Here is a 26,402-nt window from a genome sequence, read left to right as displayed (position 1 = left end):
ACGGTTGGAGAGAACGCCTGGGCGCGGGGCTTAAGGGCCTTACCATGGCCGGCAAGAACCCTTGGGGCGGCGGAAGCGGTTCTGGGGATGACGGCACGCCCGGCAGCGATGGCGATGGCAGCGGTGGGGGCGGCGGCGAAAGCGGTGGCCCGCGCAACCCGTGGCTCCCCGGCGCGGGCGATCCCGGCAAGCGGCGCTCGGCCAGCATCGAGGACATCTTCAAGAGCCGCGGCCCCGAAGGTCCGCGCCGCGCGGGCGGCGGCGGCGGTTCGGGCGGCCCCGGCTTCCGCTTCCCCGAACGCCCGGACGGCAAGAGCTGGATTCCGGTGATCCTCGGCGGCGTCGCGCTGGTGTGGCTGGGGGTGACGAGCTTCCACTTCATCCAGCCGGGCGAGCAGGCGATCGTGACCTGGCTGGGCGGCAAGTATTCCGGCACGCTCGATTCCGGCATGAAGCTCACCGCGCCCTGGCCGATCCAGCTGGTCGAGAAGGAAAACGTGACGCAGGTGCGGCTCGAGGAAGTGCCCGGCACCAAGACCGAAAAACTGATCCTGACGGGCGACCAGAATCTTGTCGATCTGAGCTATCTGATCCGCTGGAACATCGCCGACCTGACGCTCTACAAGTACCAGCTCAACGATCCGCGCAATGCCCTGCTGGAAATCGGCGAGGCCGCGATGCGCGCGGCGGTGGCGCGGCAGGATCTTGATTCGGTGCTAACCGGCGCGGGCCGGGCGGAGATCGAGCAGGACGTGCGCATGGCGATGCAGGCGCGGCTCGATGCCTATCGCTCCGGGATCAGCGTGCAGGGGATCGAAATCAACAAGGTCGACCCGCCGAGCCGGGTGGAAGAAGCCTTCAAGGACGTCTCCAGCGCCCAGCAGGACGCCGACGCCAATCTCAACCGCGCCCGCGCGATCGCGCAGCAGGTGCTCGCACGCGCGCAGGGCGATGCGAGCGAATTCAACAACATCTACGAGGAATACAAGCTCGCGCCCGAAGTGACGCGCCGCCGCCTCTATTACGAGACCATGGAGCAGATCCTGTCCAAGACCGACAAGACCATTGTCGAATCCGGCAATGTCACCCCCTACCTTCCGCTTCCCGAGTTGAAGCGCCGGGCCCAGGCGGCACCGCAAACGCCGCCGCAGCAGCAGCAGGGGCAGTAAGGTCATGAACAGCATGCTCCAGAACCCCCGCAACCTCGTCATCGCGGCCGTCGCGCTGGTGGTGGCGGTGATCGCCAGCGTGGTGATCGTCCCCGAAACCCATCAGGCGGTGGTGATCCGCACCGGCGAGCCTGTCCGCGTCATCAACCAGTTCCGCCCCGATGTGCCCTACGGCGCGACCGGCGCCGGGATCGCGCCGCGCTGGCCCTTCATCGAGGAAGTGCGGTTCATCGACCGCCGCGTGCTCGATATCGACATGGAGCGCACCCAGGTGCTCTCCAAGGACCAGCAGCGCCTCCAGGTCGATGCCTATGCGCGCTACCGGATCATCGATCCGGTGCGGCTGGTCGAGAAGGCCGGGACCGAGCGCCAGTTCGAGGTGCAGCTGCTGCCGATCCTCACCTCGGTGCTGCGGCAGGAGCTGGGGCGCATTCCGTTCTCGGCGTTGATCAATGCCGAGCGCGGCACGGCGATGACCAACATCACCGCCACGCTCGACAAGCAGGCGCGCAACTACGGCGCGCAGGTGCTCGACGTGCGCATCAAGCGGGCCGATCTTCCCGAAGGCAGCCCGCTCGACGCCGCCTTCACCCGGATGGAGACCGACCGGCAGGAGCAGGCCGCCACGATCCGCGCCGCAGGCCAGCGCGACGCGCAGATCATCCAGGCAGAAGCCAGCGCGCAGGCGGCCAAGATCTATGCCGATGCTTATGGGAAAGACCCGCAGTTCTACGACTTCTACCGCGCGATGCAGAGCTATCGCTCGACCTTCCTTGCAGGCGAAGGGCAGAGCACCATGGTGCTGTCGGACGACAGCGAGTATTTCCGCCAGTTCAAGGGGCAACCCTAGGCATTCGATAAAGCGCCGACGCACGGCGATGGATGCCGAGGGTATTCAATCGGCGTTCAGCCGCCAGATAGGCATTTGAGGCCGCCGCACCGGCAAGGTTGCGGCCTCCCGCAACGGGTTTCAGGAACGGCGCGGGAACCTCGCGCATTCCAGACAGGATAAGGACCAAGAGGACGTGAACAAAGTGCGCTATGTATACGGACTGTCGAGCGCGCTGCTGGTGGGCGGCGCTGCCATTTCGCTGATCACGGGCTCGCCGCTTGGCGCACAGGTGGCGCAGAACGACGATGCGGTGATGAACCGCGTGGTGCCGGTCGCAGGCGCACCGGCGAGCTTCGCCGATCTCACCGCGCAACTCCAGCCCGCGGTGGTCAACATTGCCACCCGTCAGCGGGTGGAGGTGCAGAACAACCCCTTCGCCGGCACGCCCTTTGCCGAGCTGTTCAACCGCCGTCAGGGCGGCGAGGGCGGCGGGCAGGCCCAGCCGCAGACCCGCGAGGCGCAGTCGTTGGGATCGGGCTTCATCATCTCGGCTGACGGGATCGTGGTGACCAACAACCACGTCATCAACCCGCCCGATACCCGCGCGAAGCTGGAATCGATCACCGTCACGCTGGCCGACGGCACCGAATACGAGGCCGACGTGATCGGCGCCGATGCCGCTTCGGACCTCGCGGTGCTCAAGATCCGCTCGGACAAGACTTTCCCCTTCGTCACCTTCGGCGATTCCTCGGCGACCCGCGTCGGCGACTGGGTGGTGGCGATCGGCAACCCCTTCGGCCTTGGAGGCACGGTGACCGCGGGGATCATCTCGGCGGTCTATCGCAACACCGGCCAGGGCGGCGCCTATGACCGCTATCTCCAGACCGATGCGAGCATCAACCGCGGCAATTCGGGCGGGCCGCTGTTCGACATGCGCGGCAACGTGATCGGCATCAACAACGCGATCTTCTCGCCCTCGGGCGGGAGCGTCGGGATCGGCTTCGCCATCCCCGCCGAAACCGCCGCGCCGATCGTCGAGAAGCTGCGTTCGGGTCAGGAAATCCAGCGCGGCTATCTGGGCGTGCGCCTCCAGCCGATCGACGAGGATCTGGCGCTCTCGCTCGGCCTGCCCAAGCGCCGCGGCGAACTGGTGCAAGTCGTCGAGGAAACCGGCCCTGCGGCCAAGGCGGGCCTGAAGTCGGGCGATGTCCTGACCAAGGTCAACGGCAAGGACGTCACCGCCGAGCAGACTGTGTCGTTCCTCGTCGCCAATCTCCAGCCGGGCACCACCGTGCCGGTCGAGGTGCTGCGTGACGGCAAGCGAGTGAACATCTCGGTCACCCTCGGCAAGCGCCCGAGCGAGCAGGAATTGCTCCAGCAGAACCAGACCTTCGATCCGGAAGCCGAAGAGCCGATGGCGCCGGGCACCTCGGACGAGACGATCGAGCAGAAGCTCGGCATGCAGGTCATGCCGATGAGCGCGGCGGTCGCGCGGTCGCTCGGCGTGCCAGCCGACACCAAGGGCGTGGTCATCGCCGCAGTCGATCCGAGCGGGGATGCGGCGCGCAAGGGCCTGCGCCGTGGGGACATCATCCTCTCGGCAAACTACCAGGCGACCCCGACGGTCGAAGCGTTGCTGGCGCAGGTCGAGGCCGCGGTCGCCGACAAGCGCGAGGCAATCCTGCTGCGCGTCCAGCGCCGCACCACCCCGCCCGCCTTCGTCGCGGTGCGCCTCAACTGATCCGCCGCGCCTTCGGGTGCGGCAAACGAAAAAGGCGCCGGGAGGACATCCCGGCGCCTTTTTTCATGGCCCGCGCAGGCCCCTATTGCGGCGGTGATTGCTGCTGCGGGGGAGGCTGCTGCGCGGGACGGCGCTGCGGCCGCTGGTTCTGCGGCAGGCTGCCGCCGGTCGCCTCCTCGAGGAAATCGCGGCTCGCCGCGGGCGGCGCGTCGGGATCGCGCTCCCCCGCCTCGGGCGTTTGCGAGGGATCGCGCCGGCCGGGCTGCACCATGTTGCCCTGCTCGTCGATGTAGTAATAATCCTCGGGCTCGCCGAACAGCGCCTCCTGATCGGGCTCGAGCTGCCATTCGGGCGCTTCGAGGGTCACCTCGAACTCTTCGACCGGGCGATCCTTGACCGCATAGCGCATGTAGGCGGCAAAGGCCTGCGCCGGCGCCCGCCCGCCCTGGAGGCCCGCCACCGCCTTGGCATCGTCGCGGCCCATCCACACGCCGGTCGTCACGCCGCTGGAGAAGCCGATGAACCAGCCGTCCTTGTTCGAGGAGGTGGTGCCGGTCTTGCCCGCAACCGGCCGCCCGATCTGCGCCGCACGCCCCGTTCCGGTCTGGACTGCGGCCTGCAGCAGATCGGTGATTCCCTTGGCCACGTGGTCGGGAACGGCAGGCGACTGGCGCTGCGCCTCGCGCCGGTAGAGCACCTCGCCGCTCGCACCGGTGACCTTGGTGATGCCGTAGGGCTCGACCGGCGTGCCCTTGGCGGCGATCCCGGCGAAGGCCTGGGTCATCTCGATCACCCGCATCTCGGAGGAACCGAGCACCATCGAGGGGAAGGTGTCGATCTTGGAATTGACCCCGAACCGCCGCGCCATCGAGGCGACCGTGCCGAACCCGACCTCGTTGCCGAGCTGCGCTGCGACGGTGTTGATCGAATAGGCGAAGGCGGTGCGCAGATCGGTCTCGCCGACGTTTCTGCCGTTGGAATTGCGCGGGCTCCACCCGTCGATCGTCACCGGGGTGTCGACCACCTTGTCCTCGGGCACATAGCCTGCCTCCAGCGCGGCGAGGTAGACGAACAACTTCCACGCAGAGCCCGGCTGGCGCATCGCGGCCGTGGCGCGGTTGTAGTTGCTGGCGACGTAATCGGTGCCTCCGACCATCGCGAGGATCGCCCCGTCACGGTCGAGGCTGACCAGCGCGCCTTGTGCGCCCTTGGGGGTGTTCGCCTCGATCGCGGCAGTCGCGGCGCGCTGCATGCCGATGTCGAGCGTGGTCCACACCTCGATCGGCTCATAGGTTTCGGGCAGGATGATATCGAGCTGCGGAAGCACCCAGTCGGTGAAGTAGCGCACCGAGTTCTGCCCGGCGTCCTGCTTCAGCTGGACAGCGCTGACATCGACCTGCGCCTGATCGGGGGTGATGTAGCCCTGCTCGCGCATCAGGCCGAGAACCACCTTGGCGCGGCCGATCGCGGCCTGGACGTCGGCGGTGGGGGAGTACTGGCTGGGTGCCTTGACCAGTCCGGCGATGATCGCCGCCTCGCCCACCGAGAGCTCGGTCGCGGGGTGGCTGAAGAATTTGCGGGAGGCAGAGTCGATCCCGTAGGCGCCGCCGCCGAAATAGACTTTGTTCAGGTAGAGCTCGAGGATCTGCTCCTTCGAGAACTTCCATTCGAGCGCCATCGCCAGCACCGCCTCGCGCGCCTTGCGGTCCAATGAGCGGTTGTTGTTGAGGAACAGGTTCCTCGCCAGCTGCTGGGTGATGGTCGAGGTGCCGCCCAGCCGCGCGCGGCTGCCGGTCACGCCCTCGATCATCGCCCCGGTGAGGCGCACCGGATCGACCCCGAGGTGCGAGCGGAAGCGCTTGTCCTCGACCGCGATCATCGCGTTGGTCATGTTGTCGGGGATGTCCTCGTAGGTCAGCCATTCGCCGAAGCTCGGCCCGATCTCGACCAGCTCGCGCCCGTCGCGCGCGCGCACCAGAATGGTCTGGCCCGGCTGGGTGGCCTTCAGCGTCGCGTAATCGGGCAGTGACGAAGCGGCAAAGCCGACCGCAAAACCCAGGAACAACAGCGCCAGCAAGGCAAGCGCGGTGCCCCAGATGAACAGCCGCTTCAGCCACACCCGCCAGCGCGGCGGCGGTGTGCCGGCGCCTCTGCCGGAGCCCGTGGAACGGGGAGGAGGCGCGTCCGAGCGCTCCGCCGCCGCCCGGCGTTTCCCGCGCGCGCCCTTGTTCTGCAACTGCTCACCCCTTCTCGACATGCCTCTGCCCACCTAGAGCCTTGAGCCGCCCCGCTTGAACACGGCGCGCAAAGCGGCCCCCTGCATAGGCAAGTTGTAACCGGGAATGAACCCGGGTTTACGCGGCTCTCCCCGATGCTCAGGGCGGACCGCCGCAACCCGTCGCTCAACCCGCGTGCGGGGTGAAGACCAGCGCGGCCGAATTGATGCAGTAGCGCAGCCCCCCCTGCTCAGGCGGGCCGTCGGGGAAGACATGGCCGAGATGCCCGCCGCACTTGCCGCAGCGCACCTCGGTGCGGATCATGCCATAAGTGGTGTCGCGGTGTTCCTCGATCACCTCGTCATCGGCAGGCTTGGTGAAGGCAGGCCAACCGCAGCCGCTGTTATATTTGGCGGTCGAATAGAACAGCTGCGTGCCACAGGCGGCGCAGTGGTATTCGCCCTCGTCATAGAACTTGTCGTATTCGCCGGTGAAGGCGCGCTCGGTGCCCGCCTCGCGCAGGACGTGATACTGCTCGGGGGTGAGCTTTTCGCGCCATTCGGCATCGGTCAGGCTGCGGGGATCGTCGGTCATACTATCACCTCTCCTCTTCGCGCTGATATCGGATTGCCGCAGGCAATCCGCAAGCGCGAACGCGCGCCCGCAGCGATACGGCCTTCAGGCCGCGTGAGCGACGATTTCGCAGGCCGGAGGGCGTGCGGCTTTCAAGAATCTATCTAACCATCAAGCAGCGCGTAGTGCGGAGGCGGTTTGATCACGTCCATCCGTTCCGTAAGAAGGGGCCGAAAGCTGGGGCGGCTCTTGAACACAGCATACCACCCCCTTGTCTGCTCGTGCCCCGCCCAGTCGATCCCGCCGAGGTAATCCGCGACCGAGATCTGCGCCGCGGCGGCCAGATCGGCGAGGCTCATGGTCGATCCGGCCACCCACGGGCGGTTGTCGATCAGCCAGTCGAGATAGTCGAGATGCCCGTGCGCCATCTTCATCGCCTCGCGCAGCGCACCGCTGTCGGGCGGCAGGCGCAGGATGCGCTTCTTCATCCGTTCGGACAGCAGCGGCGCGGTGACATCTGCGTAGAAGTTCTCGTCGAACAAGGCCACCAGCCGGCGGATCTCGGCGCGCTGGGCGGCGGTGCCGTTGATCATCGGATTGCGATCGACCGTCTCCTCGAAATATTCCGCGATCGCGCGGCTGTCGGGGATGACGATGCCGCGTTCCTTGTCGGCGATCACCGGGGTGCGCCCGGCTGGGTTCAGGTTGAAGAACATGTCGGAGGCGGCCCAGGGGTCCTCGCGCACCAGTTCGAAGGGAATGTTCTTCTCGCTCAGCAGCAGCCGGATCTTGCGGCTGAAGGGGCACAGCGGGAATTGATAGAGCATCCACATGATGCGCGGGTCATGCCCTGTTTGACGCAGCGAATCCAGCGGCCTGACGGCCACGCATGGGGAATATGTCCGCAGCCTTACAGCCCCGCGGCGGTTTTCATCAGATTGCAGGCCGGCATCATCGCCTTGACCCGCTCCGCGCCCCCTTCGCTCTCGTTCTCGTCGGCGGCGTGGGTGGAGAGCGCCATGATATCCTCGCGCCCCATGCCGGTCTCTTCCATCAGATTGGCCATCACCCGCACGAAGAACTCGCGCCCGCCGGATGCCTCGATGTCGGGATAACCTTCCCCGCGCGCGTCGCCCTCCTTCTGCCAGCGGCTGACCGTGGCATAGGCGACCGCGCAGCGCGCCGCGGCGGCGTGCTCGATGGGGAGCGCATCGAGGGTGACGACCGCGTTCGCCGCGGGGGCGGTGGGAGCGGGGCTCTCGGGCGCAGCCTGAGCGGCGAGCATGGCGGCAAGAAGGGGTGCGAGCATGGCTTTGTCTATGCCCCGCAAGATGAACCCGTGGCTACAGGAATCTGGGCGGAATCTGCATTGCGGGTCGCCGAAATCCGTCCTAATCCGCAACCCACCTTACCAGAGGAGAGGCATTCCATGTTCAGCCACGTCATGCTCGGGACGAGCGATTTCGACCGCGCCAAGGAATTCTACGATTCCGTGCTCGCCACACTCGGCGCCAAGCCCGGGATGATCAACGTCGCCGCCACCGGCCACAAGCGCGCCTTCTGGATGCACAATGGCGGGATGTTCTCGATCAGCGAACCGATCAACGACAAGGAAGCGACCTGCGCCAACGGCGCGACCATCGGCTTTGCCTGCGACAGCCTCGAACAGGTGCAGGCCTTCCACGATGCTGCGGTGGCTGCGGGTGGCAAGTCGATCGAAGACCCCCCGGGCCCGCGCACCGGCGCGATGGGCACGCTGAACCTTGGCTATGTGCTCGACCTGGATGGCCACAAGCTGTGCATGCTGCACCGGGCGGGCTGATTACCGACTGAGTTCGAACACCGCGAATTCGGCGCGCCAGTTAGCAGCTGGCGCGCCGATCTGTTTCTCGTTCGAGAAAAACCACGCGCGCTCCACCTTCGCGCCCTTCAGCCGCGCCAGATCGCGGAAGTCCTCGACCGTGACGTGGTGAATGTTCTCGGTCTCGTACCAGCTCACCGGCAGCGCGCGCGTCACCGGCATCCGCCCGCCCACCAGCAGCGCGGCGCGGGTGCGCCAGTGGGCGAAGTTGGGGAACGAGACGAAGGCCCGCCGGCCGACGCGCAGCAGTTCGTCGAGCATCAGGTCGGGCCGCGTCGCGGTCTGCAAGGTCTGGCTGAGGATAGCGTAGTCGAAGGCCTTGTCGGGGTAGTTCGCCAGGTCGAGATTGGCATCGCCCTGCACCACACTAAGGCCGCGCGACACGCAGCGCTCGACCAGCGCGCCGTCGAGCTCCATCCCGCGCGCATCGCAGCCACTGACGCTTTCGAGCACCGCCATCAGCGCGCCGTCGCCGCAGCCGATGTCGAGCACCCGGCTGCCGGGCGCGACATGGGCGGCGATCGCGGCGAGGTCGGGGCGCAGGGATGCGGCGGGGGGCGTCATTCCACAAACCCCTTCACCACCCGGTCGAGCTGGTCGTGCTCGAGCAGGAAGCTGTCGTGTCCGTGCGGCGCGGAGAGCTCGACGAAGCTCACTTTGGCCCCCGCCGCATTCAGCGCGTGGACCACGTGGCGGCTTTCGGCGGTGGGGTAGAGCCAGTCGGTGTCAAAGCTGACGATGCAGAAGCGCGCCTGTGTGCCCGCGAAAGCGTCGGCCAGTTTCCCACCGTGCTCCTCGGCGATATCGAAATAGTCCATCGCGCGGGTGATGTAGAGGTAGCTGTTCGCGTCGAACCGGCGGGTGAAGCCGCTGCCCTGATAGCGCAGGTAGGACTCCACCTGGAACTCGGCGTCGAAGTTGAAGCCCTTGGCCTCGCGGTCCTGCAGACGGCGGCCGAATTTCTCGGTCAGGCCGGCTTCCGAAAGGTAGGTGATATGCGCCGCCATGCGCGCCACGGCGAGGCCGTTGTCGGGCTTGGAGAGGGCGTCGTAATAGTTGCCCTCGGCCCATGCGGGATCGGCCATGATCGCCTGCCGCCCGACCTCGTGGAAGGCGATGTTCTGCGCGGAGTGCCGCGCGGTGGAAGCGATCACCAGCACGCGCGCGGCGCGATCCGGCCAGTTGGCGGCGAGGCTGAGCGCCTGCATCCCGCCCATCGATCCGCCGACGACAGCGTGCAGCCGCGCGATCCCGAGCCCGTCGAGCAGCGCCACCAGCCCGCGCACCATGTCACGGATGGTGATGACGGGGAAGCGCATCGCGTAAGGGACGCCGTCGGGCGCGAGACTGGCGGGGCCGCTCGATCCCATGCAGCTCCCGATGACATTGGCGCAGATCACGAAATGCCGGTCCGTGTCGATCGGCTTGCCCGGCCCGACCATCCGCTCCCACCACCCCGGCTTGCCGGTGATCGGGTGGGGGCTGGCAAGATATTGGTCGCCGGTCAGCGCATGGCACACCAGCACCGCGTTGGACTTGTCCGCCGCCAGCGTCCCATAGGTCTCGTAGGCGATCTCGCAGCCTTCGAGCACCTGTCCGCTGTCGAGCGGCAGGGGGTGGGGCAGGCGGTAGACCGGGGAGACAGGCGGGGCGGCGTTCATCGGCCTCGCGACTTGGGGTAGCCCCCTGCCCGTGTCAATCGGCACCGCGGGCGGCCCTTCGTTTTCGCGCTGTATTCGCGGGGCCAAACTGGCTATCGCCCACCTCCCATGACCAGACCCGAGCCCAAGCCCTGGATCAGCGAGATCCACGCCTATGTCCCCGGCAAGTCCAAGTCGGCGAGCGGCAAGCCGCTGGTGAAACTGTCGGCGAACGAGAACCCTCTGGGTTCCAGCCCGGCCGCGCTGGCGGCTTTGGCCGAGGCGCATGTGGCGGCCGACTACCCCGATCCGGATGCCCGGATGCTGCGGGAAGCGATCGCCGCCGTCCACGGCCTCGACCCCGCGCTGATCGTGTGCGGCACCGGCTCGGGCGAGCTGCTGCACTGCGCGGTGCAGGCGCTGTGCGGGCCGGGGGACGAGGTGGTATGCTCGCGCTATTCCTTCTCGCTCTACCCCCTGCTTGCGCAGAAGGTCGGGGCCACCCCGGTGTTCGCCGCGCCCGAGGGGCACGGGGCGAGCGTCGACCAGCTGCTCGCCGCCGTCACGGCGCGAACCAGAGTGGTTCTGCTTGACAACCCCAACAACCCCGTCGGCACCTTCCTGCCGCCCGCCGAGGTCGCCCGCCTCCACGCCGGCCTCCCCGCCGACGTGCTGCTGGTGATCGACGAGGCCTATGGCGAGTACGTCGACCCCGCGCACCAGTCCGCCGGTTTCGCCCTCGCCGCCGCACACGAGAACGTGCTGGTCAGCCGCACCTTTTCCAAGGCCTATGGCCTCGCCTCGGAGCGGGTCGGCTGGGTCACCGGCTCGGCCCACCTCATCGATCTCGTCAACCGGATGCGGGGCGCGTTCAACGTCTCGGTGAGCGGGCAGAAGGCCGCAGCTGCCGCACTCGGAGACCAGGAATTCGTCGCACGCAGCCGCAACCACAACGCAACCGAGCGCGCACGACTGGCCGACGCCATCGCGATGCTCGGCAACCACGGCATCTCCGCCAGCCCAAGCGAGGCCAACTTCCTCCTCGTCCATTTCGAGGGCACCGTCACCGCATCGCAAGCGCTCGAAGCGCTGGCGGAAGCCGGATACGCGGTACGCCATCTGCCCGGCCAAGGCCTGCCGAACAGCCTTCGGATTACCATCGGCACCGCCGAGTCGACCACCGCCGTGATCGCCACGCTCCGCCGGCTGTGCGGGGAGGCGGCATGACCATCCGCTCGGTCGCGATCATCGGCCTCGGCCTGCTCGGCGGGTCAATCGGGCTTGCGGTCAAGGCGCGCGGGCTGGCCGTCACCACCACCGGCTGGGACCGCGACGCGGAGGTGCGCGCCCGCGCCGCCGCCCGGGGGCTCGCCGACACCATCGCCGAGACCCCCGAGGCCGCCGTCGCCGGGGCCGATCTCGTGATCCTGTGCGTCCCCGTCGGCGCCATGGCCGACGCCGCCCGCGCCATCGCCCCCGGCCTTGCGCCCGAGACAATCATCAGCGACGTCGGCTCCTCCAAGGCCGCAGTCGCCGAGGCGCTGGCCGAGGCGCTGCCCGGCGCGACCATTATCCCTGCGCACCCCGTCGCCGGCACCGAGCAAAGCGGGCCCGACGCAGGCTTCGCCACCCTCTTCGCCGGGCGCTGGTGCATCATCACCCCGCCCGAGGGCGTCGACCCCGCCTCGCTCGAGGCGCTGTCGGACTTCTGGGCGGCGCTCGGCTCCAAGGTCGAGACGATGGACGCCGCGCACCACGACCTCGTGCTCGCGGTGACCAGCCACATCCCGCACCTCATCGCCTACACCATCGTCGGCACCGCCAGCGATCTGGAGGACGTGACCCAGAGCGAGGTCATCAAATATTCCGCAGGGGGTTTTCGCGACTTCACCCGCATCGCCGCCTCCGACCCCGTCATGTGGCGCGACGTGTTCCTCACCAACCGCGGGGCTGTGCTGGAGATGCTCGGCCGCTTCACCGAGGACCTCACCGCGCTCCAGCGCGCGATCCGCTCGGGCGATGGCGACACCCTGTTCGATCTCTTCACCCGCACCCGCGCCATCCGCCGCGCGGTGATCGAGCAGGGCCAGGACGACGAGCGGCCGGACTTCGGGCGCGATCACTGAGCGGGTAGCCGATCGAGGGCTTGCTGCGCACTTCCCCGATCGGCGCGCCAATCCGCTCCACCTGAAAGCGGCGCTGTGCGGCGGGATGTCCGCTATTCGGGGACGACTGAGAAAACCTGCCGGTCCGCTATCGACCCCGAAGCGGCCAAGCGTCAGATGATCCTGGGTACTCCAGGGGTTCGATCCGCTGGGCTATCTCCGATGATCATCAGGTCCAAGAGCATCTCAAACCTGTCGGCTAGCTCTATGTTCTCCCGCGCCAAAGGCACATACGGCGCTTGGTTTCGTATGGCAGTCGATGCATTTCGCAGGCTTCCAAGTACTTGTTTTGAGATCACATAATCGCGCTTGATTGCTTCTGCCTTCTGCGAGAGATACTCCCAGAGTTCGGCGAACGCACCGGCGTCGAAGGTTTCCGCCGTAAGCAACCGCAAGGTCGCACGGCGATCAAGTTCTTCGAGTTGCGGATCGAAGTTGCTGGGCGTCATGCCGCAACCCTAACCACCATGATTTCCATTTTCCACCCACCCCCCGCCATCACCGCGGCCGGTGCTCTCTCCCGATAGCGGACATGACGCGGAACTCCCGCTACCCGTTTAGCGCGTTGATCGCCCGGTGCACCCGCGCCTCGATTTCCTCGCGCGGGAGGCCGGCGGGGATCGTCTCGCCGACCTTGTAGGTGATCCGGCCGGGGCGCTTCAGGGCGTGGTGGTAGAGCCGCCCGCTGTCGACCGCGATCGGCACCACCGGTAGGCGCAGCAGCTTGTAGAGCCCGGCAAAACCTGCCTGAAGCGGCGGCTGCGTGCCGTGGGCAACGCGGGTGCCTTCCGGGAAGATCACCAGCGGGCGGCCCGCCTCGGCGCGCTGCTTGGCGTGTCCGATCATCTGGCGCAGCGCCTTGGCGCCTTCCTCGCGCGCGACGGGGATAAGGCCGTAGACCAGCGCGGAATAGCCCCAGCCGGGGATGCGGAACAGTTCCTGCTTGGCGAAGACCGCAGGGTGGGTGAACAGGCGCGGGGTGTCGATCGCCTCGAAGAAGGCCTCGTGCTTGACCGCGATCAGGACGGGGCCGTCCGGGAGCTTGCCGTCGAGCACCACCTCGATGCCGAGGAGCTTCTCCACGCACCACAGATGCCACGCCCCCCAGCGCGCGACGATCCCGGCAAGCCAGGCGGGCCGGGCCGTGACCGCCACCACCGAGGCGATCACCAGCACCGCGCTGCCGCCATAGAACAGCACGTAGAAGACCAAGGAGCGCAGGGCCGCCAGCAGCGTCTTCAAAGGTCGACCATGCCTGCCGCGCGGCTCGCGATCAGCTTGTGATATTCGAGGAACAGCGTGCCGAGGTCGGGCTGCGAGGGCACCGCATCGCGGATCACGGTGACATGTTCGGGCAGGGTGCGGTCAAGCTCTCCGGCGGCGCGGCGCATGTGCCAGTCGGTGGTGACGAGGCGCAAGCTGCGGACCTCGTTCTGCGCCACCCACTTGGCGGTCTCCGAGGCGTTGGAGCGCGTGTCGACGGCGGTGAAGCCCAATGTGACGCAGCACGCCATGGTCTTCGGCGAGACGCCGAACTGCGCGGCGAATTCCTGCGGGCGGACTTCCTTGTCGACCCCGCTCACCAGCATCTTCTTCGCCAGCCCCCGGTCGAGCACCGTGAGGCCCCGCGCGATCCGCCCGGGGCCGCCCGTCAGCGCGATCACCGCATCGGTGGTCACCCCGTCCGACGGCCTCGGCAGGAACACGACGAACCACAGGAAGCCCAATGCCCAGACAAGGAACAGCAGGGACAGGGCACGGCGGATCATCGACATGGAATGCCCTAGAGCATGTCCTTGAGGGCAAGCGCAATGGTGATGCGCGCGGTCAGGCCCGCCAGCAGCACGCCTGCCAGCGGAACCGCGCCGATCACCAGCCAATCGGCGAGCATCAGGCCCCCGCCGCTCACCATGCCGCTGCCCAGCGCGGCGAATTGCTGGCCGAGCAGCCACACCGCCGCCACCCCGAGTCCCGCGCCCAGCACCGCGCCCAGCACCGCCTCGCGCAGCACGTCGCGCAGGAACACCGCGGTGATCTGGCGCTCGCTGGCACCGAGCAGGTGCATGATCTCGACCGTGTCGCGCGCGCCCGCAAAGGCGTTCTTCGCCGCGAGCCACACCGCCGCCGCGGTCGCCAGCGCGACCATCACCGCAACCCCGAACACCAGCCATTGCACCGCGACAAGCGCATCGTTCACCGGCGCGAGGAAATCCCCCTGCGCATCGACCCGCGCGCCCGGCACCTTATCCGCCAACGCGGCCTTGATCCGGGCCACGTCCGCCGGCCCCGCGCGGCGCGACAGTTCGACATCGATCAGCGCGGGGATCGGCACATCGCCGCTTGAGGCACCCTCGCCCAGCCAGGGTTCGAGCATCGCAACGAGCTCCGCCTCGGGCTTGACGCGCACGGAGGAGACCCCCTCGATCCCGGCGAGGATCCTTGCTGCCTCGGCTCCGCGCGCCTCGCGCAGGTCGGGGTTGGGTTCGATCACCTGCACGCTCAGCGCGCTCGACAGACTGGAGCTTGCCGCTTCGGAGAGATTGCGCATGGCGAGGCCGCCGGCGGCCGCGATCACCACCAGCGCAATCAGGATCGCGATCACCCAGGGGATCGGCCCGGTCAGACGCTGCGGCGGCAGCAGCCGCGCCGCCGCGCGCCCGCGCGGACGCTCGGGCGTGGGTTCGCCCTCATCTGCCTCGGCGGGGAGCGGGGGAAGCGTGCTCACGTCCCGCCCCCTCCGCCACCGCTCCCGCCCGGCCTTGGCGGATAGCGCAGCGCGCCGGTCGGGTCGGAGAGCTGGCCCTTGTGGAGCCGCATGATCAGCGAATCCGGAACCTTCTTGAGCAGGTGCACATCGTGGGTCGCGACCACCACCGTGGTGCCGACGCGGTTGTTCAATGCCTCGAACAGGCGGAGCAACTTCAATGCCATGTCGGGATCGACGTTGCCGGTCGGCTCGTCGGCGATCAGCATCCTGGGCCGCGCGATCACCGCCCGGGCGATGGCGACGCGCTGCTGCTCGCCCCCCGACAGGCTCGGCGGCACGGCATGTGCGCGGTGGGCGAGGCCGACCCATTCGAGCATGTCGCCGACCGCGCGCTGGACCTTCTTCTCCTCCGTCCCCGACAGCCGCAGCGGCAGCGCGACATTGTCGAAGGCAGTGAGGTAGGGGACGAGGCGGAAATTCTGGAACACCACCCCGAGGCGGCGGCGCAGCTCGGGCAGGCGGCTCTGCGGCATCGTCACCAGATCCTGCCCGAACATCCGGATCGCCCCGCGCGAGGGTCGCTGCGCAAGGTAGAGCATCTTCAGCAGGCTGGTCTTGCCCGCGCCGCTAGCGCCGGTAAGGAAGTAGAAGCTGCCCGGATAGAGCGTGAAGGAGAGGTTGCTCAGCACCTCGGGATCGGTGCCGTAGCGCAGCCCGACATTGTCGAATTTCACATGGCCCGCGAGATTTTCGCTCATGGGGCGCACCTATCAGCGCGGCGCGGGCCGGGAAAGCGGCAGAACGCGCAAGCAGGGCCGGTGACTGCGATTTACACCCCACAATCTTGGCGTAATCTCGCCGCAATGTGGAAAACGCGGGGTAAATACGGACGTGTGTCGCGCGCGCTCTTGTGCGAAAAGACGCGAGGACTATTGCCGTTTGTGACATGATCATAGCCTGCCCAGCCTGCGGCACCCGCTATGCGGTGCCCGATGCTGCCATCGGCAGCGAGGGCCGCACCGTGCGCTGCGCCAAGTGCAAGCACAGCTGGTATCAGGATCCTGCCTCCAGCACTCAGGCACAGGCACCTGCCCCCGCGCCTGTTCGCGAGGCCGAGGCTGCCCCGCCGCCGCCACCTCCGCCTCCGCCTCCGCCGCCTCCCCCACCGCCGCCGCCTGTGCAGCGTGCCGCACCCGAGCCCGCGCCCGAGCCGCGCCGCGATGGCCCCTCGATCAGCCACTGGCGCACTCCGGACGTCAGCGGCGAGAACCGGGCGAGCGCGGGCTTCAGCGAGGAGGACGCCGCGATCGCGATGCGCGCGCTGCGCCGCGGGCTCAACGCGCAAGGGCAGGCCGAATCACCCCCGCCGCCGCCCCCGCCGCCCGTGCAGCGCGCCGCGCCGGAGCCTGCGCCGCTCCCCGCCTTCCCCGATCCGTCACCGGCCGAGGATGACTACACCGACCCCCCGCTCGGCGACGACACACCCTATGCCGATGATGACGAGGGCGAGGACGATGGCGGTTCGCAGTTCGATTACCGTGCGCCCTTTACCCGGCGGCGCAATCCCTTGCGGATGTGGACGCTGGCCGCGGTGATCTTCGCCCTGCTTGCCGGCGGCACCGCGGTCGCGGTCAATTACTACGGCCTGCCCGAATGGCTCCCGCTCCAGCGCGCCACCTTCGGGATCGGGCGCCCGGGGCTGACGCTCGATTTCCCGATCCCCGCGCAGAAGAAGGAGACCCTCCCGACCGGTGAGGAAATCTTCCAGGTGCGCGGCACGATCAGCAACAGCGCGAGCGAGAGCATGGATGTGCCCAAGCTGCTGGTGGTGTTCTCCGACCATCGCGACCGCCCGATCGGCGATTGGGAGGTTGTGCCCTCCAAGCAGCGCCTTGCGCCGGGCGAGACCGTCACCGTGACCGAGGCGATCACCGACATTCCCGCTGGCGCCGCCGGTGCCGCGATCGGCTGGGCGCACCGCTGACCCCCTTCGATAGGGGGGTTTTTGCAGTCACCCGTCAAAGTGCTTGCGCGAGCGCAGACCCCTTGCTAGGGGCCCGCTCCTACCGCGGGGCCAGCGCTTTGGCTGCCCCGGCAAACCCCGAGTGCGGTCGTGGCGGAACTGGTAGACGCGCAACGTTGAGGTCGTTGTGGGCGAAAGCCCGTGGAAGTTCGAGTCTTCTCGACCGCACCACTTTTCCCTTTCCTGATCGAAGCTGAAAGCCCTCGCCTGCGGGCTGGTGGCAGCGGTTCCGGCTGCGCTTCAGATATTGCCGCAGAGGATCTGCCGCGGGGCCTGCCCGAGCTTGACATCGCCGCTGTCGAAGCCGCTGCCGCTGAAGTCCTGCCACAGGTCGATGCCGGTGATCCAGCACGTCGCGTCGGGGCGACGGGTGGCGACCCAGGCGCCGATCTGGCGGTATTCGGGAACGCCGGTCAGCGCGTTGCGGTGGACGTACCAGTCAGCGCTGTAAAGGTGGAGCTTGAGGATCGTCTCGCCCGGCACCAACCGCGCGAAGCCCTCGCGCAGGCTCTTTTCCCATGCCGGATTGCTGCCCAGCGGGGGCTTCATGCGCACCTTGGCGAGGCTTTCGGTGCGGTTGGCGACCACCCGCTTGCGCAAGCCCGCGTCATTGCCGATTCCCGCCAGCGCCGCATCGGCGGCGGCGAGCTGGGGGGCGACTTCGGTCATGTCGGGATAGACCCGCGCGATTGCTGCAAGCCCGGCACGCACCGCCTCCAAGGCGTGGCGCTGCGCACGGGCGCGGCAGAGGTCCGCTTCCAGCGGGGGCACATCGCTATCGGGCGAGCGCAGGCCGGTCGCCGCGAAGGCTTGGGCATAGGCGGCAATGTCGCGCGCGGCGCCTTCGACCTGCTTCACGTAATTGCGCCGCTCCAGCCCCAGCTTCTTGGGATCGGTCGGCCCGGCCAGGAAGCGGTCGACGCGGGCGTTGTATTCGCCGAGGAAAGCCTCGAGCCGCGCGGGGTCGCCGGCGCAATCCTGCGCGTCGAAGCGAGGGATGCCGAAGCGCTTGGTGAAGTCCCAGGTGCGCTTGACCGGGTTGGGGCTGTCGGGTTCGGCCCCGATGCTTGCGCCAGCGGCGGTGCCCCCGCGCCCGCCTTCGCGCGGCTGGCGCTGGGCGGCGGCGGCGGACTGGCTTGCGAGCAGCGCGGCAAGCGCGATGGCGGCAACGGGTGCAAGGCGGCGCATGATCTTTCTTCCCTCCGGTCAGTCGGCCAGAGAAGTGCGCCTGCCGCCATGCGCGACCAATCCCCCCAAGCAGAGGGGGGCGGCTCAGTCGGCGCCGGGGCTGGCGGAGACCGGCACTTCCAATGCCAGCCGCGTGCCCTCCGATCCGCTCTCGATCGTCAGCGCGCCGCCCAGGTTGCGCGCGCGTGTTTCCAAGCTGGTGAGCCCGCGCCCGCGGCGGAAGCCTTCGGGCAGCCCGGTGCCGTCGTCGCTGATGGCAATGCGGATCGGGCCGGCGGCGGGCGCGAGGCTCTTCACCGTGATCCGCCGCGCGCCCGAATGGCGCATCGCGTTGGTCACCGCTTCCTGGAGGATGCGCAGCACCTGCAAGGTCGGGCGCGGGCCGAGGTCTATCGCTTCGTCCACCTCGGCGAAGAAATCGAGCGCGATGCCCGCCGCCTCGATCTGGCTGCGCACCCGGTGCTCGAAGGCGCGCAGGGTTTCAGCAAGGCCCTCTTCGGCCGAGTCCATCGAATCGACGATCAGGCGCAGATCGGCGATGCTCGCCTGCAGCCCCTGCTCCACCTCGACCGGGCTCGCCCCGCCACCCCTCACCTGCATCATCAGCCCGAGCAACTGCCCGCCGATCCCGTCATGCATGTCGCGCACGATCCGCTGGCGCTCGACCAGCATCACCTCGCGCTGGAGCATCTGCTTTTGCGCCTCGTAGCTGGCTTCGAGCTTGGCGTTCTGCTGGACGAGTTCGGCGGCGAGGATGGCGTTGGATTGCACCACGGTGCGCCGCGCCTCGCTTGCCTGACGGGCGAGCGACAGGATCATCGACAGGCCGAGCGGCACGCCCACGATCGGCGACCACGGCAGGGTCAGCGGCACGGCAGGATCGAACAGCGAGTGCAGCTCGAAAATGCTCCCCAGCCGGTCGAGGATGAAGAAGCAGAAGCTGACGGTAAGCACCAGCCGCTCGAACCAGAAGGCCATGCCCCCGCGCGCCGCCGCCACCGCCAGCAGCACGCCCGCGAGCGCACACAGAGCGCTGACGAACCAGAACGACGCTTTGAGCGTGCCCGCATAAAGAGCAGCCGCGCTGGCGGGCTCGAGATGGGCCCAGACCATCGGCACAGCCACCAGCACCGGCAGCGCGAGCCATATCCAGCGCAGCACGCGCCCCGGCACGAGCGTCACCGCGCCATCGCTCTGGGCGTAATGCATCGCCGCAAGGCCGATCCCGGCGCTGCTGAGGACATAGAGGGCGATGGTGATCGCAAAGGGCCAGGTCGGCGGGATGTATGAAAGGGTCGCGCTCGAAGCGGCACTCAGCCCCAGCAGCAGCATGACCGCGTTGATCCGCGGCCGATCCTCGCGCGGCCACACCACCACCGCGCACAGCAGCACGGTGAACAGCTGGATCGCGATCCCCGCCAGCGGCAGATCGAGCAGCATGAAGGTGCGCCAGCGGTGCGCGCGGGCGAGTGCGTCGGCATCGCCGATCGCGAAGGTTGGGAAGTCGTTGACCGTGCCGGTGGCGCGCACGTCCAGTTCGAGCATGTTGGCCCCCTCCCGCAGCGCGGCGGACGGGAGGGGCACGAAATAGGGGCCGACATTGACGCTGCCCTGCTGGCGCGAGACGGTGACTTCGGGCTGCACGATCATGCCGTTGAGCCGGATTTCAGCAAAATCGTCGCGGCGCGAGGCATAGAAGCCCATCGGCACCTCAGGATCGATCACCGCGAAGGAGATGGCAAAGCGCGCATAGGCCGCGCCCGGCACCAGCGGGGCGTAATAGCCTTGCTGCTTCTGGCGCTTGGCAGTGAAGACCTCGCCGCCTGCGATCACCCTGCGGTCTTCACCCAGCGCGGTGAAGGTGATCGCGGGGCGCGGATCAATCGCGGAGGGGCGGGCGATCCGCTCGGCAAAGTCCACCAGCGGCCAGAACAGCATCTGCGAGAACAGCAGGAACACGGCGGCCAGCAATCCGGTGCGCAAGCCTGGCGACAGCGTCATTCACCCCCCTCGGAGCCGCTCGGCGGCCCTGTGTTTTCAAAATGCTCCTTGCGGAAGCGCCGAATGTCAATCCGGCACGGCCCGGTAGGTCTGGAGCCACTGGTGCAGCGGGATGCCGTAGCAGGGCGGCATTTCCACCGCGTCGACCATTTCGAACGCCGTGCCGGTCCACGCCCAGCGCCGCCGCCAGCCGCACAAGCGGCCGGAATAGGCGGTGAGCATGCCGGTGTCGGGATCGAAGGCGCTGTCGGGCAGGACTCCCGGCAGGGCGGCGCGGCCCTGTTCGGGGCGCGGGAAGGTGGCGCTCGCGATTCCCTGCCCCGGTGTCTCGATCAGCCACAAGCGGCGCGGCGCGTGGGGATTGGCGGAGCAGCCCAGCGCCCACAGATACTGCCCGCTCGCCAGCCGGTAGCGGGCGCGGTGGGGATCGGGGCCGTCGAAATCGACATTGGGGCAATGCTTCGCGCGGGTGACGAACAGGGCGGCATGGATCGCGGGAGTGGCATTATCGGCTGCCTCCTCGCCGCGCATGACCTTCACCCGCGGACGGGGCTTGGGGATCAGGACGCTGCGCGCAGGCTTTGGCCCCTTGGCGAAGCTCGCCGTCACCGTGCCGCGCCGCTGCTGGCTTTCGTCGATGAAGCGCAGCGCGGCGGTCATCCCGGCGGTAGTGATGATGCCGTGCATCCGCCCGTCGGCAAAGCGCGTCGCGGCATGGGAGGTCGTGGTGCTCTCGGCGAGGAAGGCGGCCACATCGGCGGGGGCGAGTTCGTGGCGACCCGGCTCCAGCGGGATCAGGCGATAGGCGCGGCCCGTGCAGTCGCCGTCGCATTCGGTATAGACATGGAGCGTCGTCGGCGCTTCGCCAGCGCCCGCCTCGCCCCACACCGTGGTGTCGAGGAACACCCGCAAGCGCGCGTCCGGCCCGGCGGCGCGCTTCACCCACAATTTGGGCTGCGCGTAATCGCCCGGATCGCTTGCCTCGAGGCGCGCGACAAATTCGCGCGAGACGCTGAGCGCGGTGCAATCATGCGCATTGTCGCAAGCGACCGACCAGTCGGAAAACTCGGCGACCTCGGGCGCGGTCCATTCGCCGGGCGCGGAGTCCTCGGACGCGGCCGGTGCCGCGGCGGCAGCGGCCAGCAAGAGGCCGAGCGCAGTCGGGATTTTACCCACGGCGCTTCCACGGCCCGGCCCAGCCGATCACCGCCAGCACCGCCCCCAGCACCAGCGAAATCGCGATGCCGGGATAGAAGCTGGCCGGATCGAAGCTGCGGATGTCCTCGATCAGTTCGGGCCCGTCGCCACTAAAGGGCGTGTCGACCACGAGGAAGCTGTCGCCGATCCTGGTGCGGGCATAGACATCCTTCGTAACCCAGATGACGTCGGAATACTCCCAGTCACCCGCCGCGCCCCCAGTGGAAGGCGGCGCGGCGGGGACCTCGACCCCTTCCTCATAGTCCCGAAAGGCGAGGGTCGATTTGGGATTGAAGCGCACGCTCAACACCTGAATGTCGGTCTTCGTGGTGCGCCCCTTGCGGCCGGTCCTGATGAGCTCGTCGGTCTCCATACCGGTCACCACGGCGCGCGAGACGGTGCCCTTGTCGCGGTAGCGTTCGGTGAAGGACTGCTCCTCCTGCATCCGCATGAAGAAGATGAAGGCGAATATCAGCGCGAGCGCTGCCGCGCATTTGAAGACGAGGCCGATCCACGGCCGGGCTGCATTAGTCATGGTGGATTCCCCCTTTATTCTTCGCGGGCAGGCTTACCTCGCCTGCGGCAGGGGGCGCATTCCCTCCATCCGAGGGGGGTGCCTCGGCATAGCGCCAGCTGGTGGGATACCAGACGCGGGGCCAGAATTGGTGCGGCACGCCGCGGCAGCGGGCATAGCGCTGCTCGCGGATCATGGCGAAGGCGCTCCCCGTCCAGCCGAACCTGACCACGCGGCCGCAATCGCTCCGCCCGCCTTCGCCGGGAAGCTGGAGCATCAGAAGCCCGTCCCCGCCCACCCCGGCATAATCGTGCCGGCGGATCTTGCCGGTTACCGTGTCGCGCATCTCGAAATGGATCGGGTCGGCCCCATCGGGCTGGAGGAAGACGTGATTGCCGTCAGGGCATTCGGCGATCCACAGCCGGTGCTGGGGGCCGATGCTGTAGAGAAAGGGCCGGTTGGCGAGCGCACGACCGGGGCATGCCGCCTCCACCGCGTCGGGCGCGAGGCCCTCGACCGGCTCGGCCGCGCTGCCGCGCAGCACGGTGTAGTGGTATTCCTGCAGCCATTGGACGCGCTCTTCGGGCGTCAGCGGGTCGGTGCCGGGGTGCTGGAGGCGGTCCATGCGGCGCATCAGCCGGTCGAGATCGCCGCGCGGCATGCGTGCGATCACCCGCTCGCCATTATGCACCGCCGCGCCCGGCCAGCGGCGCAAGGCGGCGATGATCGCAGGCGTGGCTTCGGGCGAAGCGCGGTAGGCCCCGTCGGCCTCCACCGGCCCCAGCCCCAGCGGCAAGGCCTCGCGGCGCATGAGCCCCCGGGCGATCAGCCGCCAGTGATCCTCGGGCGGGGGGACGGCAAGGGCGCCGAGCGAATCGAGGAAGGCGAGCCTGAGGCGCGGGGCCGCGCCCGCGGCGGGCCCGCGCTCGATCATCACCACGGTGCGCACCCCGATGTGATCACGCGGCGGCCTCACCACGCCGATGATCTGGCAGAACTGCCCAGAATTGCATTGCAGCGTCCAGTCGCCCGCATGCACCGCGCGGTCGAGCTGACGCAGGAAGCGCGGCATTTCGGGCGGCGGCGCTGCGCTCGCAGGCAGCGCCGCCAAACCAAGGAGCAAGGCCCATGGCAGAGTGAGGGCTGCCATCGGCCTTGCTCGTCCGGAGCCGATCTGGGTCGCTTTCGGGCTCCGGCTCCGGCGCGAGGGGGACCCGCGCCGAAGCTCGTCAGAAGGCAATGCTCACCCCGGCCTGAAGCGTTTGGCGTTCGGTCTGCGCGAACTCGCCGCGATAGCCGAGGCTGAAGCGCGCCCCGCTGCCGGTGGTGTAATCGAGCGCGATGCCGCCCGCACCCTGAAGCGTGTCACGGGTGTCGCCCTGGAGCACGATCCCGGCATTGCTGACCGCGAAGGTCACCGGGATTTCGCGGTCGCCCTGCAGACCGAGGTAGCGCAGGCCCAGATCGACGCGCAGGTCGAGCCCTGCCGCATCCTCCTCGGCCACGTTGCTGGCATCCCACAACCGGGTGGTGCCGATGAGGCGCGCCTGGCCCTCCACCGTGGTGGTGGCGAGCTCACCGAGTTGCAGGCGCAGCGGGCTGGTGCCGCTTTCGGTGTAGCCGTCCTGCTCCTGCCGGATCACGCTGCCACGCAAGGCAGCCTCGAAGTTCCAGCCCGCCAATGCGCCGAGCGGCACGCCGACCTCGGCAAAGCCACCGAAGATCGTGCTCTCGGTCGCGCCGTCGACGCTGCCGGTAAAGCCGTTGAAGCTGACATTGCGCAAGGTGGTCTGATCGACCCCGCCGAAGAGCGCGCCCGCGCCCAGCGACAGTCCGCTTGGCCCCTGCCAGCGCGCGGTGAGGCTGGCGAGGGTGTGGGTCTGGTCGCCGCCGCCGCCATTGCTGCCCAGCGTGATATCGCCGTCCGCCCAGCCGAACGCCGCGCCCAATGTGACGTTGCTGCCGACATCGAGATTGATCCCGCCGCTGATCCCCCGGGTGTCGTGGTCGTAGGCGAGCGTCGTGCCCGATGCGCTGCGCTGAGCCCAGGCGCCGAAGCCCGTCAGCCACAGCCGGTCGCCGCGACCGTGGCGTGCATCGGCAAGCCCGATCGCCTCGATGAAGCCCAGCGCGGTATCGGCCGCGGCGAGGTTCTGCGCGTTGAAGGTCGAAGGCCGCGCCGTCAGCACCGAGGGCGCCATCAGCGCCGCGTTCGGCTGGTAGAACACCGAGAGCGGCAGCTGCGCGCCGACGGTCTCGATGGTCGCGAAAGTGCCGGTCAGCGTCCCGTTGGTACGCAGGAAGGTGCCGCCCTGCCCCTCGGCCCCGCCAATCCCGACGAAGCGGATCGTCCCGCCGTTCAGCACCGCATTGCCGGTGACGTCGAGCAGGTCGATATTGCCGTTCGCGTCGAATTCGATTTCGAGCACCGATCCGGCGTTCTGGGTGTAGTTGCCCTGCACCGTCAGCGTGCCGATGGAGTTGCCCGGCGCCACGGTGCCGTTGTTGACGAGGTTGCCGACGATGCGCCCGGTGCCGTCAAGCGTCGCCCCGCTGGCGACGGTCGCGTTGGTGGTGGCAACCGCGTTGATGCGGGTGCGCCCGGCGGCGGCGTTCAATGCGCCCAGCGTGAAGGCGTTTGCGAAGGTCAGCTGCCCTGCGCCGAGCTTGGTGAAGGTCCCCGCCCCCGACAGCGCGTTGGCGAAGGTCGCGTTGGCGGCATTGGTGTAGTCGAGGCTCGCCCCGCTGCCGATCGAGACCGTCCCGGTGCCGAGCGCGCCGTTGCCGGTCACGGCCAGCGTCCCCGCCTGGATCGCGATCCCGCCGGTGTGGGTGTTGGTGCCGGTGAGGCTCGAGGTGCCCGCGCTGATCTTGATGATCCGCCCGGCGCCCGCGACATTGTTGGCAAGCTGGATGTCGCCGATCGCCAGCTCCGCCCCGCTCGCGATGGTGACCGCGCCGGTGCCGAGCGCATCGCCGAAGTTGAAGCCGAGCCGTCCGGCGTTGATCGTGGTGCCGCCGCTGTAGGTGTTGCCCTGGGCGTTCATCACCACCGTGCCGCTGCCGTCCTTCACCAGCGCGCCCGCGCCGCTGAGCACGTTCGTCATCACGGCGCTGTTCGCCCCGCTGTAGTCGACGATCAGCTGGGTGCCGCTCGCCATCTGCACGCTGCCGGTGCCGAGCGCCGACGGGCTGGTGATGCGCAGATTGCCCTGCTGGATCTCGGTCCCGCCCGAATAGGCGTTGTTGCCGGTGAGGGTCGCGGTGTTGTTGGCGGTCTTGATGACCCGCCCCGCGCCGATGATGGCATTGGCAACGCTGACACCGCCGACACCCAGGATCGCCCCCTGCTGAATATTGATGGTGCCGGTGCCAAGGCCAAGGCCGTCATTGAGGCCGATCCGTCCGGCGGTGATGGTCGTGCCGCCGGTGAAACTGTTGGCGTTGTTCATCACCAGCAGGCCCGCGCCGGTCTTGGTGAGCCCGCCCGCGCCGCTGATCACCGTGTTGCTGACTTCGGTTCCGGCGATGTCGAACACCAGCCGCGTGCCCGCAGCCGTGGTCACCGGCCCGCCACCCAGCGCCGCGGTGGTGCTGACGATCACCCGCCCGCCGACGATGTCGACCCCGCCGGTCAGCCCGTTGCCGAGCAGGGTGAGATCGCCCACGTCCGATTTGCGCAGGATCCCTGCGCCCGTGATGTTCTGGTTCAGCGTCTGCGCGCCTGCAATCCCCAGGTCGAGCGCCGCGCCCGCCTGCACCGTGATCGCGCCCGTGCCGAGGAAGCTCACATCGGTCACCCGGATCGCACCCTGCTGGATGTCGGTGCCGCCCGAATAGGTGTTCTGGCCCGTCACGAAGACCGTGCCCGCGCCCGATTTGACCACCCGGCCCGCACCATAAAGCACGGTCGCAAGGATGGTGCTGGTGGCGGTATCGATCTGCAAGGTGCCCGGCGCATTGATGAACACGCCGCCCGGGCTGGTGCCGATGTTCTGGTCACCCGCAATTTGCAGCGTGCCGTTCTGGATCGCGATGGTGCCGCCAAACAGCGTGCCGTTGCCGGTCAGCGTGACGGTCCCCGCGCCTGCCTTCTCGAACACGCCGTCGCCGGTGAGATTGGCAAGGACGGTCGAATCCGCCCCGGCGTTGACGATGACATTGTTGTCCGTGCCGATCTGCAGGGTGCCGCTGCCCAGCGCCGCGCCGTTGGTCACCACGACGTCGCCGTCATCGACCTGGATCGTGCCGGTAAAGCCGAGGTTGTTGCCGTTCAGCTCGACCGTGTTGCTCGCGGTCTTGCGCACCAGGCCGCTGCCGGTGAGGTCGTTGTTCAGGATGATCCCGCCGACGCCCAGCTCGGCGCCTGCGTCGATCTGGATCGCTCCGGTGCCAAGCCCGTCGCCGGTGTTCAGCCCGAGCCGCCCTGCGCGGATGGTGGTGCCGCCGGCATAGGTGTTGGCGACATCGATCACCATGTCGCCGGTGCCTTCCTTGATGAAGGAGCCCGCTCCGGAGAGGAACGGCGTGGTCTGGAGCAGCTGGCCCGCGCCGTTGTAGTTCAGGATCAGGCTT

At 68.4% G+C, this 26,402-nt stretch carries 23 protein-coding genes, 1 tRNA gene and 1 pseudogene; 8 read left to right on the top strand and 17 right to left on the bottom strand.

Annotation, left to right across the window (positions count from 1 at the left end):
- Positions 1-44: 44 nt before the first annotated feature.
- The 3 genes from NBV68_RS03125 to NBV68_RS03115 all read left to right on the top strand — a co-directional run bounded on the left by NBV68_RS03125 (position 45) and on the right by NBV68_RS03115 (position 3,742).
- Positions 45-1,169, top strand: a complete 1,125-nt coding sequence (locus NBV68_RS03125; RefSeq protein WP_296307128.1) for a protease modulator HflK — start codon at positions 45-47, stop codon at positions 1,167-1,169.
- Positions 1,170-1,173: 4 nt separating this feature from the next.
- The gene (locus tag NBV68_RS03120) at positions 1,174-2,019 is read left to right on the top strand and encodes a protease modulator HflC (protein ID WP_296307126.1); all 846 of its coding nucleotides are present in this window, start codon (positions 1,174-1,176) and stop codon (positions 2,017-2,019) included.
- A gap of 175 nt (positions 2,020-2,194) precedes the next feature.
- Positions 2,195-3,742: a Do family serine endopeptidase gene (locus NBV68_RS03115; RefSeq protein ID WP_296307124.1), complete on the top strand. Its 1,548-nt coding sequence runs from the start codon at positions 2,195-2,197 to the stop codon at positions 3,740-3,742.
- A gap of 82 nt (positions 3,743-3,824) precedes the next feature.
- Here the strand turns inward: NBV68_RS03115 and NBV68_RS03110 are convergent, their stop codons facing one another.
- The 4 genes from NBV68_RS03110 to NBV68_RS03095 form a co-directional block, all read right to left on the bottom strand.
- Entirely contained in the window at positions 3,825-5,999 is a 2,175-nt protein-coding gene (locus NBV68_RS03110) for a PBP1A family penicillin-binding protein (RefSeq protein WP_296307122.1), read from the bottom strand.
- A 145-nt stretch (positions 6,000-6,144) separates the two neighbouring features.
- A complete protein-coding gene (msrB, locus tag NBV68_RS03105) occupies positions 6,145-6,552 on the bottom strand; it encodes a peptide-methionine (R)-S-oxide reductase MsrB (RefSeq protein WP_296307120.1) in 408 nt (135 codons plus the stop codon).
- A gap of 143 nt (positions 6,553-6,695) precedes the next feature.
- The gene (locus NBV68_RS03100) at positions 6,696-7,364 is read right to left on the bottom strand and encodes a glutathione S-transferase family protein (protein ID WP_296307118.1); all 669 of its coding nucleotides are present in this window, start codon (positions 7,362-7,364) and stop codon (positions 6,696-6,698) included.
- A 77-nt stretch (positions 7,365-7,441) separates the two neighbouring features.
- The gene (locus NBV68_RS03095; RefSeq protein WP_296307116.1) at positions 7,442-7,840 is read right to left on the bottom strand and encodes a hypothetical protein; all 399 of its coding nucleotides are present in this window, start codon (positions 7,838-7,840) and stop codon (positions 7,442-7,444) included.
- 120 nt (positions 7,841-7,960) lie between these two features.
- On the opposite strand from NBV68_RS03095, the gene NBV68_RS03090 reads away from it, so the two are divergent.
- Positions 7,961-8,353 carry a VOC family protein gene (locus NBV68_RS03090; RefSeq protein WP_296307114.1) on the top strand — a complete coding sequence of 131 codons (393 nt, stop codon included), beginning with the start codon at positions 7,961-7,963 and terminating at the stop codon, positions 8,351-8,353.
- Positions 8,354-8,374: 21 nt separating this feature from the next.
- Here the strand turns inward: NBV68_RS03090 and metW are convergent.
- A pseudogene (metW, locus tag NBV68_RS03085) lies at positions 8,375-8,971 on the bottom strand (methionine biosynthesis protein MetW); the annotation flags it as partial.
- Positions 8,953-10,053, bottom strand: coding sequence for a homoserine O-acetyltransferase (locus NBV68_RS03080; protein ID WP_296307112.1), 1,101 nt, complete (start codon positions 10,051-10,053; stop codon positions 8,953-8,955). The pseudogene metW and the gene NBV68_RS03080, both read right to left, overlap by 19 nt.
- Before the next feature lie 108 nt (positions 10,054-10,161).
- Here NBV68_RS03080 and hisC point away from each other — a divergent pair, with 108 nt between their 5' ends.
- Both hisC and NBV68_RS03070 read left to right on the top strand, forming a co-directional pair.
- A complete protein-coding gene (gene hisC, locus NBV68_RS03075) occupies positions 10,162-11,259 on the top strand; it encodes a histidinol-phosphate transaminase (protein WP_296307110.1) in 1,098 nt (365 codons plus the stop codon).
- The gene (locus NBV68_RS03070; protein WP_296307108.1) at positions 11,256-12,158 is read left to right on the top strand and encodes a prephenate/arogenate dehydrogenase family protein; all 903 of its coding nucleotides are present in this window, start codon (positions 11,256-11,258) and stop codon (positions 12,156-12,158) included. Before hisC ends, NBV68_RS03070 begins: the two co-directional genes overlap by 4 nt.
- A gap of 152 nt (positions 12,159-12,310) precedes the next feature.
- Here the strand turns inward: NBV68_RS03070 and NBV68_RS03065 are convergent, their stop codons facing one another.
- From NBV68_RS03065 to ftsE, 5 genes are all read right to left on the bottom strand, one after another.
- Positions 12,311-12,646 (bottom strand): hypothetical protein, encoded by a 336-nt coding sequence (locus NBV68_RS03065; RefSeq protein WP_296307107.1) that lies wholly within the window; start codon positions 12,644-12,646, stop codon positions 12,311-12,313.
- Positions 12,647-12,746: 100 nt separating this feature from the next.
- Entirely contained in the window at positions 12,747-13,439 is a 693-nt protein-coding gene (locus NBV68_RS03060; RefSeq protein WP_296307106.1) for a lysophospholipid acyltransferase family protein, read from the bottom strand.
- Positions 13,436-13,966, bottom strand: coding sequence for a YdcF family protein (locus tag NBV68_RS03055; RefSeq protein WP_296307104.1), 531 nt, complete (start codon positions 13,964-13,966; stop codon positions 13,436-13,438). Before NBV68_RS03055 ends, NBV68_RS03060 begins: the two co-directional genes overlap by 4 nt.
- A gap of 14 nt (positions 13,967-13,980) precedes the next feature.
- Positions 13,981-14,922 (bottom strand): FtsX-like permease family protein, encoded by a 942-nt coding sequence (locus NBV68_RS03050; protein ID WP_296307103.1) that lies wholly within the window; start codon positions 14,920-14,922, stop codon positions 13,981-13,983.
- Positions 14,919-15,662 (bottom strand): cell division ATP-binding protein FtsE, encoded by a 744-nt coding sequence (ftsE, locus tag NBV68_RS03045; RefSeq protein ID WP_296307102.1) that lies wholly within the window; start codon positions 15,660-15,662, stop codon positions 14,919-14,921. Before ftsE ends, NBV68_RS03050 begins: the two co-directional genes overlap by 4 nt.
- Positions 15,663-15,850: 188 nt before the next feature.
- Between ftsE and NBV68_RS03040 the strand changes: the two genes are divergently transcribed.
- Positions 15,851-16,888: a zinc-ribbon domain-containing protein gene (locus NBV68_RS03040; protein WP_296307100.1), complete on the top strand. Its 1,038-nt coding sequence runs from the start codon at positions 15,851-15,853 to the stop codon at positions 16,886-16,888.
- A gap of 123 nt (positions 16,889-17,011) precedes the next feature.
- Positions 17,012-17,098: transfer RNA gene (locus NBV68_RS03035), tRNA-Leu, on the top strand.
- A gap of 69 nt (positions 17,099-17,167) precedes the next feature.
- Here the strand turns inward: NBV68_RS03035 and NBV68_RS03030 are convergent.
- From NBV68_RS03030 to NBV68_RS03005, 6 genes are all read right to left on the bottom strand, one after another.
- Positions 17,168-18,115 (bottom strand): hypothetical protein, encoded by a 948-nt coding sequence (locus NBV68_RS03030; RefSeq protein ID WP_296307098.1) that lies wholly within the window; start codon positions 18,113-18,115, stop codon positions 17,168-17,170.
- Positions 18,116-18,199: 84 nt separating this feature from the next.
- Positions 18,200-20,116, bottom strand: a complete 1,917-nt coding sequence (locus NBV68_RS03025) for an ATP-binding protein (RefSeq protein WP_296307096.1) — start codon at positions 20,114-20,116, stop codon at positions 18,200-18,202.
- Positions 20,117-20,182: 66 nt separating this feature from the next.
- Entirely contained in the window at positions 20,183-21,292 is a 1,110-nt protein-coding gene (locus NBV68_RS03020) for a DUF1176 domain-containing protein (protein WP_296307094.1), read from the bottom strand.
- Positions 21,285-21,848, bottom strand: coding sequence for a hypothetical protein (locus NBV68_RS03015; RefSeq protein WP_296307092.1), 564 nt, complete (start codon positions 21,846-21,848; stop codon positions 21,285-21,287). The genes NBV68_RS03020 and NBV68_RS03015 overlap by 8 nt, the downstream gene beginning before the upstream one ends.
- Entirely contained in the window at positions 21,841-22,977 is a 1,137-nt protein-coding gene (locus NBV68_RS03010; RefSeq protein ID WP_296307090.1) for a hypothetical protein, read from the bottom strand. The genes NBV68_RS03015 and NBV68_RS03010 overlap by 8 nt, the downstream gene beginning before the upstream one ends.
- Before the next feature lie 79 nt (positions 22,978-23,056).
- On the bottom strand, positions 23,057-26,402 hold a 3,346-nt coding region (locus tag NBV68_RS03005; protein ID WP_296307089.1), incomplete at its 5' end, for an autotransporter-associated beta strand repeat-containing protein.

Source organism: Erythrobacter sp. (genome assembly GCF_023653175.1).
Classification (GTDB): Bacteria; Pseudomonadota; Alphaproteobacteria; order Sphingomonadales; family Sphingomonadaceae; genus Erythrobacter.
The sequence above is the reverse complement of the archived record's forward strand: the minus strand, read 5'-3'. Positions and strand labels throughout refer to the sequence as shown.

Bases quoted from the DNA above. Each gene is read 5' to 3' on its own strand.
- NBV68_RS03125 (WP_296307128.1), top strand. From the start codon at position 45: ATGGCCGGCAAGAACCCTTGGGGCGGCGGAAGCGGTTCTGGGGATGAC.
- NBV68_RS03120 (WP_296307126.1), top strand. From the start codon at position 1,174: ATGAACAGCATGCTCCAGAACCCCCGCAACCTCGTCATCGCGGCCGTC.
- NBV68_RS03110 (WP_296307122.1), bottom strand. From the start codon at position 5,999: ATGTCGAGAAGGGGTGAGCAGTTGCAGAACAAGGGCGCGCGCGGGAAA.
- msrB (WP_296307120.1), bottom strand. From the start codon at position 6,552: ATGACCGACGATCCCCGCAGCCTGACCGATGCCGAATGGCGCGAAAAG.
- NBV68_RS03100 (WP_296307118.1), bottom strand. From the start codon at position 7,364: ATGTGGATGCTCTATCAATTCCCGCTGTGCCCCTTCAGCCGCAAGATC.
- NBV68_RS03095 (WP_296307116.1), bottom strand. From the start codon at position 7,840: ATGCTCGCACCCCTTCTTGCCGCCATGCTCGCCGCTCAGGCTGCGCCC.
- NBV68_RS03090 (WP_296307114.1), top strand. From the start codon at position 7,961: ATGTTCAGCCACGTCATGCTCGGGACGAGCGATTTCGACCGCGCCAAG.
- NBV68_RS03080 (WP_296307112.1), bottom strand. From the start codon at position 10,053: ATGAACGCCGCCCCGCCTGTCTCCCCGGTCTACCGCCTGCCCCACCCC.
- hisC (WP_296307110.1), top strand. From the start codon at position 10,162: ATGACCAGACCCGAGCCCAAGCCCTGGATCAGCGAGATCCACGCCTAT.
- NBV68_RS03070 (WP_296307108.1), top strand. From the start codon at position 11,256: ATGACCATCCGCTCGGTCGCGATCATCGGCCTCGGCCTGCTCGGCGGG.
- NBV68_RS03065 (WP_296307107.1), bottom strand. From the start codon at position 12,646: ATGACGCCCAGCAACTTCGATCCGCAACTCGAAGAACTTGATCGCCGT.
- NBV68_RS03055 (WP_296307104.1), bottom strand. From the start codon at position 13,966: ATGATCCGCCGTGCCCTGTCCCTGCTGTTCCTTGTCTGGGCATTGGGC.
- ftsE (WP_296307102.1), bottom strand. From the start codon at position 15,662: ATGAGCGAAAATCTCGCGGGCCATGTGAAATTCGACAATGTCGGGCTG.
- NBV68_RS03040 (WP_296307100.1), top strand. From the start codon at position 15,851: ATGATCATAGCCTGCCCAGCCTGCGGCACCCGCTATGCGGTGCCCGAT.
- NBV68_RS03030 (WP_296307098.1), bottom strand. From the start codon at position 18,115: ATGCGCCGCCTTGCACCCGTTGCCGCCATCGCGCTTGCCGCGCTGCTC.
- NBV68_RS03025 (WP_296307096.1), bottom strand. From the start codon at position 20,116: ATGACGCTGTCGCCAGGCTTGCGCACCGGATTGCTGGCCGCCGTGTTC.
- NBV68_RS03015 (WP_296307092.1), bottom strand. From the start codon at position 21,848: ATGACTAATGCAGCCCGGCCGTGGATCGGCCTCGTCTTCAAATGCGCG.
- NBV68_RS03010 (WP_296307090.1), bottom strand. From the start codon at position 22,977: ATGGCAGCCCTCACTCTGCCATGGGCCTTGCTCCTTGGTTTGGCGGCG.